Origin of the sequence: Xaviernesmea oryzae (assembly GCF_900109605.1) — a bacterium.
Classification (GTDB): Bacteria; Pseudomonadota; Alphaproteobacteria; order Rhizobiales; family Rhizobiaceae; genus Xaviernesmea; species Xaviernesmea oryzae.
Window position 1 is genome coordinate 131,875 of sequence record NZ_FOAM01000001.1, and the last position, 13,202, is coordinate 145,076.

Genomic DNA, 13,202 nt, shown 5'->3' on the forward strand with positions numbered 1-13,202 from the left:
CGAAGCCTGCGAAGCCATGATGGTTTCGCGGATGGAGGCCAGCCTGCATGAAGCAGCTGGTGGCCTGCCTCGGCCTCTCGTCGCGTCGGACCGACTGAAGGCCTAAGGCCCAAGCCGGACTCCGCCGCAGGCAGGGCATGACGTTTTCCCGGCTTTGCCGGTACCGCCAACCTTTCGTTTGGACGCTAGAACCCGCACCCATGGCCCTCAATACCCCGCAGACCGCCTCGCCAGACCCGCAAAATCTTCAGGTCGATTACAACGATTCCATCCGCTCGACCTATCTGTCGACGGACGAGCTGCGCAATGTGGGCGAGACGCTCGCGCGCAATGGCGCACCGCCGCTCGCCGCCTTCTTTCCCTTCGAATTCCGGGCTCGCCACCGCGAGAACGAGAATGAGATCTTCCGGGTCTATAAAATCACCGCGGCCGATGTCGAAGCTGGCGCCTCGATCACGCCGGCGGCCGAATGGCTGCTCGACAATCACTATATCGTCGAGGAAGCGATCCAGGAGGTCCGTCGCGATTTCCCCCGCCGCTTCTATCGCCAGCTGCCGACCGTGCCGGTTGCCGGCACCGAGATTCCGCGGATCATGGCGCTGGGCTGGCTCTATGTCGCCCACACCCATTCCACTGTCACGCAAGACACGCTGACGGCCATCGTCGAGGGCTTCCAGAAGCACAGCGCCTTCCAGATCGGCGAGCTCTGGGCCCTGCCGTCGATCGTCCGCTTCATCCTGATCGAGAACCTGCGCCGTATCGCCATGCGGGTCGATCGTTCGCGCACCATGCGCAACAAGGCCAATGACGTGGCCGACCAGATCGAGCGCGCCGGCGACCCCGATAAGGTCAAGGTGCTGCTCGCCGGTTTCGAGGCGCTGGCGGCCGACAATACCTTCGTCGCCCAGCTGCTCTATCGCCTGCGCGACGGCTCGGCCAGCGAAGGCGTGGTCATGGCCTGGCTGGAAGACCTGCTCGACAAGCGCAACAGCCATGTCGAGGATGCCCTAGCCGCCGAACAGAACCGGCTCGCGTCCGGCAATGCGACGATGAGCAACATCATCCGCTCGCTGCGCAAGATCGACGACACCGACTGGGCCGTCTGGTTCGAAAGCGTCAGCAAGGTGGACGAGGCCCTGCGCGACGGTGCGGACTACACAGCGCTCGATTTCGGTTCGCGCAACAAATACCGCACGACGATCGAGAAGCTCGCCAAGCGTTCCAAGGTCTCCGAGCTCGAGGTCACCCAGACGGCGCTCAGGATCGTGCGTGAGGAGAAGGCGGCCTATGAGGCTGGCACACTCAAGCACGAGCCCAATGTCGGAGAACTTCTCGTCGGCAATCGCAAGGGCGCGCTCGAACAGGCGATCGGCTACGATCCCTCGCCGCTGCAGAAAGCCATTCGTTTTGCCCGCAGCCTGAACTGGCTGGCGATCGCTGGGCCGAACCTGCTTTTGACCGTGCTGGCCATGATCATCGTCTATGGCTTCATCAGCCCGATGGACATGCCCGACGGCGCCAAGCTGATCCTGCTGCTTCTCTTTGCCCTGCCGGCCTCCGAAGGGGCGATGGGCCTGTTCAACACGGTGGTGACGCTGTTCGTCACGCCGACGCGTCTGTCAGGCTACGAGTTCCTGGAGGGCATTCCGCCGGAGGCGCGCACGCTCGTCGTCGTGCCCTGCCTGATTTCCAAGCGTGACCATGTCGACGAGCTGGTCCGCAATCTCGAGGTTCATTATCTCGCCAACCCGAAGGGCGAGATTTCCTTCGCGCTGTTGAGCGACTGGGCCGATAGCCCGGTCGAGCAGACCGCGCACGATCTCGACATTCTCGATCATGCCAAGCAGGAGATCGAGGCGCTTTCGGCCCGCTATTCGCATGACGGGCGCAAGCGCTTCTTCCTTCTGCACCGCCGCCGCCTCTACAATGAAGGCGAAGGCGTGTGGATGGGCTGGGAGCGCAAGCGCGGCAAGCTGCATGAGCTGAACCTGCTTCTGCGCGGCGACCGCGACACGACCTTCCTCGCCGGCGCCGACGAAGTGCCCGCCGATGTTCAATATGTCATGACCCTGGACGCCGACACGCGCCTGATGCGCGATGCGGTGACCAAGCTCGTCGGCAAGCTCTATCACCCGATCAACCGCCCGGTCATCGACGTCAAGACCGGTGTCGTTACCTCGGGCTATTCGATCCTGCAGCCGCGCGTCACCCCCTCTTTGACGACGGGCAGCGAGGCTTCGGCCTTCCAGCGGATCTTCTCGGCCAATCGCGGCATAGACCCCTATGTCTTCACCGTCTCCGACGTCTATCAGGACATTGCCGGCGAAGGCACCTTCACCGGCAAGGGCCTCTATCACGTCGACGCCTTCGAATCGGCAATCCGCGGCAAGATCGATGAGAACGCGGTTCTCAGTCACGACCTGCTCGAAGGCTCGCTGGCGCGCTGCGCACTGGTCAGCGATGTCGAGCTGGTCGAGGATTTCCCGATCCGCTACGAAGTCGAAATGTCGCGCCAGCATCGCTGGACGCGCGGCGATTGGCAGCTGCTTCCCTATATCATTGATCCGTCCAACGGCCTGTCCATGCTCGGCCGCTGGAAGATGTATGACAACCTGCGCCGCTCGCTGATCCCGATTGCCTGGGTCATCGCCTCGGTCATGGGCTGGTATTACATGGAGCCGACGGATGCGCTGATCTGGCAGATCGTGCTGATCTTCTCGCTCTTCGTGGCGCCCACGCTCTCGCTCTTCAACAGCATCCTGCCCCGGCGCAACGATATCGTCGCGCGCGCCCATCTGCATGCCGTCCTCTCGGAAGTTCGTTCGGCCAATGCGCAGGTCGCCCTGCGGATCGTCTTCATCGCCCATGGCGCGGCGATGATGGCGGATGCCATCGTGCGCGCGATCTACCGCACCTTCGTCAGCCGCAAGCTGATGCTGGAATGGCGCACGGCCGCTCAGGTGCAGAGCACGTCCAACGGTTCGGTCGCCGATTATTACCGCAGCATGTGGACGGCCCCGACGATTGCCGCCGTGTCGCTGCTGATCGCCGCCGTCTCGGATTCGGGCTTGCCCTTCATCGGCCTGCCTTTTGCGGCGATCTGGGCATTGTCTCCGGCCATTGCCTGGCTCGTCAGCCAGTCTGCCGAAACCGAGGATCAGCTGGTCGTCTCGGAACCGAACAAGGCGGAGCTGCGCATGATCGCGCGGCGCACCTGGCGCTATTACGAGGATTTCGTCAACGAGAAGCAGTCTTTCCTGCCGCCGGACAATTTCCAGGAGATACCGCATCCGATTCTGGCCGAGCGCACCTCGCCCACCAATATCGGCGTCTACCTGCTCTCGGTCATGTCTGCCCGTGATTTCGGCTGGATCGGCTTTGAAGAGACGGTCCGCCGGCTGGAAGAGACGATCGGCACGCTCGACGCCATGCCGAAGTTCCGCGGCCATCTGTTCAACTGGTACACGACCAATCCTCTGGCGCCGATGGAGCCGCGCTATATCTCCGCCGTCGACAGCGGCAATCTGGCCGGCCATCTGATCGCCGTCTCCTCCATGTGCCGCGACTGGGCAGAAGCACCTTCGGCGCATGTTCAGGGCAATCTCGACGGCATCGGCGATGTCGCCGGCATCCTGGCGGAAACACTGGCCGACCTGCCGGATGATCGCCGCACGGTTCGCCCGCTGCGCCGCCATCTGGAAGAGCGCATCTCCGGCTTCCACAATGCGTTGGAGGCCGTGAAACGGGAGCGTGAATTCGCCTCGATCCGCGTCATCAATCTGGCCGTTCTCGCCCGCGATATCGAAAAGCTGGCGCTGAATCTCAACCACGAGATCAAGAGCGAAAAGAGCGGCGAGATCAACCGCTGGGCCAATCTCCTGGTCAAGACCTGCGAAGCGCATATTTCCGACGGCGTATTCGATCTCTCGGCCATCGAGACGCTGCGCGAGCGGCTGATCGTCCTGCGTGACCGCGCCCGCGATCTCGCCTTCTCCATGGATTTCAGCTTCCTCTTCCGTCCCGAGCGTCGGCTGCTGTCGATCGGCTATCGCGTCGCCACGGGTGAGCTCGATGAGGCCTGCTACGATCTGCTCGCCTCCGAAGCACGCCTGACCTCGCTCTTCGCCATCGCCAAGGGCGACCTGCCGACCGAGCACTGGTACAAGCTCGGCCGTCCGGTCGTGCCGATCGGCTCGCGCGGCGCGCTGGTCTCCTGGTCCGGCTCGATGTTCGAATATCTGATGCCGCCGCTGGTCATGCAGGAGCGCTACGGCGGCATCCTCAACCAGACCAACAATCTGGTGGTGCGCGAACAGATGAACCATGGCCGGCGCCTGGGCACGCCCTGGGGCATTTCGGAAGCGGCCTTCAACGCCCGCGACCACGAGCTGACCTATCAATACACGAATTTCGGGGTGCCGACGCTCGGCCTCAAGCGTGGCCTCGGCCAGAATGCCGTGATCGCGCCTTACGCCTCGATCCTCGCCTCGATGTATGATCCGAAGTCGGCGCTGTCGAACCTGAAGCGGCTGCGCGCCGTCGGTGCCCTTGGTCCCTATGGCTATTACGACGCGGTGGACTACACGCCGACCCGCGTGCCGGAGGGCAAGACCTGCGCGGTGGTGCGCAACTACTATGCCCACCACCATGGCATGTCGATTGCCGCCGTAGCGAACGTGGTCTTCAATGGCCGCCTGCGCGAGTGGTTCCACGCCGATCCGGTGATCGAAGCCGCCGAGCTTCTGCTGCAGGAAAAGGCGCCACGTGATATCCCGATCATGAACGCCAAGCGCGAGCATGAATCGCTCGGCAAGGGTCAGGCGGACCTTCTGCGTCCCGAAGTCCGCAGCATCGTCAATCCGCTGCTCAAGGATCGCGAGACGGTCTTCCTCTCCAACGGTCACTATTCGTTGATGCTCACCGCGACAGGCGCGGGCTATTCGCGCTGGAACGGCCAGACGGTCGTGCGCTGGAAGCCCGATCCGGTCGAGGATCGCACCGGCACCTTCCTGTTCCTGCGCGACACGGCAAGCGGCCAGTGGTGGTCGGCGACCGCCGAGCCGCGTCGCATCGACGGCGAGAAGGCCTCGACCAAGTTCGGTGACGACAAGGCCGAATTCATCAAGGTCGTCGGCGATCTCACGAGCGAAGTCGAATGCATCGTCGCCACCGAGCACGATGCCGAAGGCCGCCGCCTGACGCTGGTCAACACCGGCACCGAGGATCGTTTCATCGAGGTCACCTCCTATGCCGAGCCGGTTCTGACCACGGATGACACAGACAGCGCCCATCCGCTGTTCTCGAAAATGTTCCTCAAGACGGAGATCGATCCGAAGGGCGACGTCATCCGCGTCGTGCGCAACAAGCGCGCGGCCAACGAGCCTGACATGCTGGTGGCGCATCTGATCACCGACAGCGCCGGCGCCTCGCGCCAGACGGAAGCCGAGACCGACCGCCGCCGCTTCATCGGCCCGGGCCGCACGCTGGCCGAAGCCCGCGCTTTCGACGGCGACGTCAAGCTCTCCGGTACGGACGGCTTCACGCTCGATCCGGTCATGGCGCTGCGCCGCACCGTGCGTGTCCCCGCCGGCAAGAAGGTGCAGGTCATCGTCTGGACGATTGCCGCGCCGACGCGTCAGGATCTCGACTCCGCCGTCGAGCGCTACCGCCATGCCGCCAGCTTCGAACAGGAGCTGATCCAGGCCTGGACTCGCGCCCAGGTGCAGATGCGCCATGTCGGCATCACCTCGCAGGAAGCCGCGAGCTTCCAGATGCTGGCCCGCTATCTGGTCTATCCCGACATGCACCTGCGCGCCGATGCGGCCTTCGTCGAAAGCGGCCTCGGCTCACAGTCGGCGCTCTGGCCGCTGTCGATTTCGGGCGATTTCCCGATCGTGCTGGTGCGCATCAATGACGATATCGACCTCAACATCGCCCGTGAGGCCTTGCGTGGCCAAGAGTTCCTGCGCACGCGCGGCGTGATTGTCGATGTCGTGATCCTCAACGAGCGCGCCTCCTCCTATGTGCAGGACACCCAGCATGCGCTGGATGCCATGTGCGAAGCGATGAAGATGCGCGCCATCGGCGACGGTGGCCGCCAGCATATCTTCGCGGTGCGCCGCGACACGATGGAGCCGGCCACCTATTCGGCGCTGCTGGCAGCGGCACGCGCGGTCTTCCATGCCCGCAACGGCAAGATCTCCGACCAGATCACCCGCGCTGAAGCGCTCTATGCCAAGCCGGTCTCGGCCAAGGAAGGTCAGCCGCCGCTGAGCCCTATCCCGCCGGCCGATCTCACCCGCACGCCGGCTACGGTCTCGGGCGAGGATCTCGATTACTGGAACGGCTATGGCGGCTTCACCAAGGACGGCGGCGAATATGTCACCCGTCTCACCGGTGGCGAGACGACGCCGCATCCGTGGATCAACGTCATCTCCAACGAGCGTTTCGGCTTCCATGTCTCCGCCGATGGCGCCGCCTTCAGCTGGAGCCGCAATTCGCGCGACTACCAGCTGACGCCCTGGAGCAACGACGTCGTCACCAACCGCCCCGGCGAGGCGATCTTCCTGCGCGACCTCGATCGCGGCGCGGTCCTTTCGCCCTATGCCTCGCTGTCGCGCCGGCAGGATGTCGTCTTCGAAACCCGCCATGGCCTCGGCTATTCGGTGTTCGCAAGCCAGCAGGACGGGCTGTCGATCGAGGTGACGCAGACCGTTCACGCCAGCCGCCCGGTCAAGGCTCTCAGGCTCGTCATCGTCAATGACAGCGCCGAGCCGCGCCAGCTGCGCGCCTATGCCTATGCCGAATGGGTGCTTGGCAATAACCGCGCCAAGACCGCGCCCTTCATCGTCCCTCATTATGACGATGCCTCGGGTGCCGTCATGGCAGCCAATCCCTACAGTATCGACTATGGAAGCCGCACGGCCTTCCTGGCGCTGAGCGACACGCCGTCGAGCCATACGGCGAGCCGGCGCGAGTTCCTGGGCGGCTTCGGCGCGATCCAGGCGCCGCAGGCCGTGCTCGACGGGGCCAAGCTCTCCGGTGCGACGGCCATCGACGGCGACCCCTGCGCAGCCCTTGCCAGCGATCTGACGCTCGCCCCCGGCGCGCGCCACGAGCTAGTGATCTATCTCGGCGACGGCGATGACCGCGCCGAGGCGGTGGACCATCTCAACGCCGTCCGTGGCGAAAGCTTCGAGGCGATCCTTGATGCCGCCAAGGCGTTCTGGCGCGACTTCACCGGCCATGTGCAGGTGGAAACGCCTGACGCGGCCTTCAACAATCTGGTCAATCGCTGGCTGCCCTATCAGAGCCTGGGTTGCCGCATCCTCGCCCGTTCGGCCTTCTATCAGGCGAGCGGCGCCTATGGCTTCCGCGACCAGCTGCAGGACACGCTGGCCTTCATCAGCCATCGGCCGGAGCTGGCGCGCGCGCAGATCCTCAATGCCGCCGCACGGCAGTTCAAGGAAGGCGACGTGCTGCATTGGTGGCTGCCCGGCACCGGCGCCGGCGTGCGCACGCTGATTTCGGACGACGTCGTCTGGCTCGGCTATGCCGTCAACAGCTTCTGCAAGGCGACCGGCACGGTCGATATTCTCGATGCCGAGATCCCCTTCATCGAGGGCGATCCGCTGGAGCCCGGTCAGCATGACCGCTTCTTCCAGCCCAAGGTTTCCGAGACGGTGGCGAGCCTTTACGAGCATTGCGCCCTGGCGCTCGATCTCGCGATAAAGCGCACCGGCGAAAACGGTCTGCCGCTGATCCTCGGCGGCGACTGGAACGACGGCATGAACCGCGTGGGCATCGACGGGCGCGGCACCAGCGTCTGGCTCGGCTGGTTCCTGGCCGCCACGCTGCGGCCCTTCATCGAGATCGCGCGGTCGCGTGGCGACGAGACACGGGCCAGCCACTGGTCGGCCCATCTCGAGGCCCTCAAGGCCTCGCTGGAACAGGCCGGCTGGGATGGCGCGTATTACCGCCGCGGCACCTATGATGACGGCACGCCGCTCGGCACTGCCGACAGCGACGAATGCCGCATCGACTCGATCGCCCAGTCCTGGAGCGTCCTGTCGGGCGAAGGCGATCCGGCCCGCGCGGCCCAGGCCATGGATGCGGTTCTCGCCAATCTGGCGGACGAGCGGCACCAGATCATCCGCCTGTTCACGCCCCCTCTGTCGGGAACCGAGCAGGATCCCGGCTATATCAAGGCCTATCCGCCCGGCGTCCGCGAAAACGGCGGCCAATATACCCATGCCGCCACCTGGGTGGTGCTGGCTCTGGCGCGGCTGAAGCGATCGGAGGATGCCTGGAAGGCCTTCTCCATGCTGAACCCGGTCAACCATGCGCTTGATCGACCGGCAGCCGATCTCTACCGGGTCGAACCCTATGTCGTCGCCGCGGATATCTACGGCGATGGCGCCCTGACCGGCCGGGGTGGGTGGACCTGGTATACGGGGTCTGCCGCCTGGCTCTACCGCGCGGCCGTTGAGGGCATTCTCGGCGTGACGCGTCAGGGCGAGCGGGTGATCGTCGATCCCGTTATCCCGGCGCATTGGGATGGCTTCTCGATCACCTTCACGATCGACGGAAAGGCGCGCCGCATTGATGTCCGTCGCAACGGTGACACGGCCTATGAGGTGAGCCTCGACCAGACCGCCATAAAAAACGCGCAGGAAGGTCTTCTGCTCTGATCCGATTCGAGAAGAGGGCCGGCTGCCTGCGGGCGCCGGTCCTTCTCTCGCTCGACTGAGTGTCTGGACCGACAGAGCCAAGGGCCGCATTTTGCGCCCGTCTTCACGAAGACGTGCGTGATGAGGATGATCTTTTCCTTGCCTCCCGGCCAGGAGAAGGCTGTCAAAGCCGGCCGGCTGCCTATGTTCGTCTCGACGCGCAGTCGCATCGCGTCGGACGGCCTTCTCATGATCTCGAGACCGGGCCGCCGCGCCTGGTCAAGGGAAAGCCAGCATGCTGCAGATCACGCCGCCTCTCGAACGCCATTCAAGGCCCTATGCCGCCAGCTCCGCCCTCGGCCCGTCGAAGGCGGAGGTTCCTCAGGCACGCGACACCCGGCTGGATGTCTTCCGCGCGATCTGCCTCCTGATGATTTTCGTCAATCATGTCCCCGGTCAATATCTCGAACACCTGACCTCGAAGAATTTCGGCTTTTCCGATTCAGCCGAAGCCTTCGTGCTGATCTCCGGCCTCTCGGCAGGCCTCGCCTATGGCCGCAAATTCGTGCCCGGGAAGCGCACGGCGACAGCGATCAAGATCTGGCGGCGTGCTTTTACCCTCTATGTCGCCCACATCATGACGAGCATCATCACCCTGGCGATCTTCGCCGGCGGCGCGCTCTATTTCGGACGGCAGGACCTGGTGGGCGAGATCAATATCCGCCCGCTGGTGGACCGGACGGAGCAGGGGATCGTCGCCATGGTGCTGCTCGGCCACCAGCTCGGCTACAACAACATCCTGTCGATGTATGCCATCGTGCTGCTGGCCTTGCCGGGCATGCTTTTCCTGCGCAATGTCTCGTCTAAGCTGCTGCTGCTCGTCTCCGGCGCCATCTGGCTTGGGGCCGGGATCTTCCAGATCGTGCCGATCAATTTCCTGGATGAGGGCTACTGGTTCCTCAATCCTTTCTCATGGCAGTTCCTCTTCGCCATCGGCATCGTCTGCATGATGCGGGCACACGAAGGCCGGTCGCTGCCGCGCCATCCCGTGCTGATCGGCCTTGCCGGCGCCTACGTCATCTGCAGCCTGCTCTGGGTTACCGGCTCATGGTGGAACATTGACTTGTCCTTCGGCCTGCCGGCGGTCCTGACAGGCTTCGACAAGACCTTCCTCTCCACACCGCGTCTCCTGCACGTGCTGGCGCTTGGCTATCTCTGCGCCGTATTGCCAGCTGTCAGCCGCTGGTCGAGCCTGCCGGTCGGGCATCCGCTGGTCAGGATCGGGCGTCACTCCCTGCCGATCTTCATCCTCGGCACCATTCTCGCCATGCTCGGCCAGGTGCTGCTCTTCGTGACCGGACATGATCCCGTCTGGGGCACGGTGTTCGTCATGGCCGGCATCGGCCTGCATTTTGCCTATGCGCGCTATCTCGACTGGCTGGGCGCCCTCTCCAAGCCGCCCGCCGCCATCGCTGCTTGAGGCATGGAAGGCGCCTGCCGGCCGTGCTCAGTATCCCGGAAAGTGGGTCTGTAAGATCGGTTTGATCAGCCCATCAGCCCGCGCCATCGGCAAGACGGCGTGCAGCCAAAGCGCGCTCTGCGCGACCGGCGTGTCGATCACCACAAGGCGTTCAGGCAGCACCGTCATCGATTCCATGCGGATTCACAACAGCCCATAACAAAAAAGCGCAGCTTTCGCCGCGCTTCGTTCCGTTTTCACATTCGTGAATATGATTCATGCCTGAGGCATTCGCTCTCAAGCTTTGACAGTCATCCATCGTCATTACCTTAGCCAGACGCGATCGCCTGACCGGGGACAATGGTGACTCCGCAGCTTAACGGCGGCCGACTTTGCCAAAGGTGGCGGCATCGATGCCGAGCGTGCCAAGATCCGTCGCGCGCGGGCGGCGACCGCCCTCGACAGCGGCGGCGGCGGCCGATGCAGCGCCGAACACCGCGATAGCGCGGCCGAGGAAACCTGCCTTGCGTGCATTGTTCGGGGTGGTCATCGTCATTCTCCTATCCGTCGGTTACCGCCTTCATATGCGCTTCCCGCCTCCTCGAAACAATGCACACGCACACAGTGCAGCCATGCGCTAACGGCAGGGCAAGCGAAATTTTGAGCAAGCAATGATGGGCGTCGAGATGGTCGTTAAGGAGCGATAAATGTCTGTGAAAGGCAATATTCATGATAGTAACGAAAATATCATACGGCTTCTTGTCGTTTCGTCACTTATCAATAAGCCCATATTGGACGTTGGCACGTCTATTGGCGCAAGCTTCCTTGTGCAAATAGGGAGCTTCTTGCATAGAAATAACTCTCTCCAGAAGAGAATGGGCCATTCATGTTTTTAAATGCGAATGGACACTTCATGACAACTCTCATGGAATTGAGAGAGATTCAGACCGAAATGCCTCTCTCGATGAGGTCTCACCGGAACTCATAGGGAAATTGATAACGGGCATTTCGCTGTCAAAGCATTGCATGATGCTGGCGATCGAGGATTTTCAGCTCGACATATTTTTCAATGCTGATCAGATGGACGATTTGGATAGAACGATATTGTCGATTGAATACGAAAAAGCTTGGGCCGTTAATATTCATGCAGATAAAAATATGAGTATCGATGTTGTATCGACGACGCTCGCTGTCATGGAATCCTGACAGGGTTCTTCATCTGGAATAGGAGACAGACGGCCCTCTGTTCAAACCCTGATTGGAAGGTTGCGTCTGCCGATTTCCCTCTTCAGTAAGGTGTTAGTGAACCGTGCCTGCCGCTTCGCTCAGCACCTCAAAAGCTTCGTCCAGGGCGGCGACGAGGAGATCGGTCAGCGCATCGCCGTTGTCATTGGCCAGAAACAGCGCGATTGCTTCTTCGCTGGGCTCGCTCGAGATCCTGTTGTCGTTCGACATCCTGTCGTCTCCTTCGGTCGAATCATTCGACGGTCAGCCAGCATAAGCCGCACAAGCTTGTCTTGACCTTGCGCGGCACCCCCGAGCCAACCAAAGGCGTAAGGCCGGGGGCGCAGAACTGACTGCTTCGCCTTGATGCGTCAAGATGGCGAGACGGTTCCGATTGGCGGCGGCAATCGCGCCAGCCTATATCAGGGCCGAGCGTCTGCCATGATCTTTTCAATCGGCATGTGTGCTCCAAGTCATTGTTTTGACGCGGACCCTATTGCATGACGGCCGTGCGATCCTGCGCTGCGCGTCTCAGCGACAGCCCAGCGGACGGACATGGGGCATGGCCAGAGCAAAGAAAAAGCCTGAGAAGGCCGGCAGGCGAAAGATGAGGGCTGCGGTGCGTCCGGCGGACGATGCGCTGGAAGGCTTGCTGCGTTTGAAAAAGGCCTGGATGAAAGCGAGCGAGCCGGAGCGCATGCTGTTTCTCGGCTGGCTGCAGGAGAACAGTCAGGAGGCGGCGGCGCTTTCGCCCGGCATTGCCCATGGGCGCTATCTCACACCCGACGCTATAGACGAGATTCGGGCACGGATGATGCGCCGTGGATGGACGGCCGGCGATGTGATGGCACATATCGGCTTCTCGCCTGAGGATCCGGCGCTTGAAAATGCCCTGGCGCGCGGTGCGGCCCTTCGGCTTGTGGTCGTCGCCGCGTTGACGCATTGGCTTGCCAACGGCTGAGATCCTGTGCGTGCGAGGATCTTTATCGCCGATACGTCATCAGGATGGCGCCGCTGACCGACAGGTTCCGCAGCTCTGTCGGCCTCTTCCGGTCGATTTTTCGGACCAACCGTCATCCAAAATGCGTTGTCCTGGCGCCGTCGCTGCCGCAATTCTATCCTTCATTCGCCGCAGTTTTAGCCGAAGCACATGAAAAGCGGGAACGAAATGGCGCCTTTCGTCATTTCTGCCGTGACCCGTTTCGAAGAGGATATCATGCGTAAACATCTCACCACCGTTTTGGCCCTGGCCGCCTCGCTTGCCGGCGCAACCACTGTTTCCGCTGCGGACATGATCACGGCACCGACCTATCAGGAGGCGGATCAGCGTGACGGCGTGAAGATCGGCATGCTCAGCTGCGATGTCGGCGGCGGCGTCGGCTATGTCATCGGTTCGGCAAAGTCGGTCGATTGCGTGTTCACCTCCACGCGCGGCACCAAGGATTATTATTCCGGCGTGATCCGCAAGATGGGCGTGGATCTGGGCTTCACGACACGCGGCCGCGTGGTCTGGGCCGTGTTTGCGCCGACTGCCGGCTATCATCATGGGTCGCTCGGCGGTCTTTATCAGGGTGCAACGGCTGAAGTCACCGTCTTTGCCGGCGTCGGCGCCAATGTGCTCGTCGGCGGAACCTCCGGCTCCATTCAGCTGCAGACGGTCAGCGTCGGCGGCCAGCTGGGCCTCAACCTGGCTGCCACCGGCACCTCGGTGACTCTGACGCCACAGGGCTGATCGCACCGATAACAACGCATGGCCGCCATGTGGTCGGCCATGCGTTTTTGTGCGTTTAATCTACGGCCGCGTTCGCTCGAACATCGACATAGGACAGACGCTACCACCATATCCCGGG

Annotated in this window: 8 protein-coding genes; 5 read left to right on the top strand and 3 right to left on the bottom strand. The window is 62.7% G+C overall.

The features are described 5' to 3' along the window. Positions 1–200 precede the first annotated feature (200 nt). The gene (locus tag BMX61_RS00545) at positions 201–8,690 is read left to right on the top strand and encodes a glycoside hydrolase family 94 protein (RefSeq protein ID WP_083639406.1); all 8,490 of its coding nucleotides are present in this window, start codon (positions 201–203) and stop codon (positions 8,688–8,690) included. 274 nt (positions 8,691–8,964) lie between these two features. Continuing rightward, a complete protein-coding gene (locus tag BMX61_RS00550; protein ID WP_083639405.1) occupies positions 8,965–10,149 on the top strand; it encodes an OpgC family protein in 1,185 nt (394 codons plus the stop codon). A gap of 27 nt (positions 10,150–10,176) precedes the next feature. Here BMX61_RS00550 and BMX61_RS24545 read toward each other — a convergent pair whose 3' ends face one another. Both BMX61_RS24545 and BMX61_RS00555 read right to left on the bottom strand, forming a co-directional pair. Next, positions 10,177–10,317: a hypothetical protein gene (locus tag BMX61_RS24545; RefSeq protein WP_175577645.1), complete on the bottom strand. Its 141-nt coding sequence runs from the start codon at positions 10,315–10,317 to the stop codon at positions 10,177–10,179. Positions 10,318–10,504: 187 nt separating this feature from the next. Then, entirely contained in the window at positions 10,505–10,684 is a 180-nt protein-coding gene (locus tag BMX61_RS00555; protein WP_075627380.1) for a hypothetical protein, read from the bottom strand. A 470-nt stretch (positions 10,685–11,154) separates the two neighbouring features. On the opposite strand from BMX61_RS00555, the gene BMX61_RS00560 reads away from it, so the two are divergent. Beyond that, positions 11,155–11,334 carry a hypothetical protein gene (locus BMX61_RS00560; protein WP_075627379.1) on the top strand — a complete coding sequence of 60 codons (180 nt, stop codon included), beginning with the start codon at positions 11,155–11,157 and terminating at the stop codon, positions 11,332–11,334. Positions 11,335–11,427: 93 nt separating this feature from the next. Here the strand turns inward: BMX61_RS00560 and BMX61_RS24550 are convergent, their stop codons facing one another. Next, a complete protein-coding gene (locus tag BMX61_RS24550) occupies positions 11,428–11,583 on the bottom strand; it encodes a hypothetical protein (RefSeq protein WP_170854880.1) in 156 nt (51 codons plus the stop codon). Between the two features lie 331 nt (positions 11,584–11,914). Here BMX61_RS24550 and BMX61_RS00565 point away from each other — a divergent pair, with 331 nt between their 5' ends. Beyond that, on the top strand, positions 11,915–12,313 hold the full coding sequence (locus BMX61_RS00565) for a hypothetical protein (RefSeq protein WP_075627378.1): 399 nt from the start codon (positions 11,915–11,917) through the stop codon (positions 12,311–12,313). Positions 12,314–12,568: 255 nt separating this feature from the next. Further along, entirely contained in the window at positions 12,569–13,084 is a 516-nt protein-coding gene (locus tag BMX61_RS00570; RefSeq protein WP_075627499.1) for a DUF992 domain-containing protein, read from the top strand. Positions 13,085–13,202 lie beyond the last annotated feature (118 nt).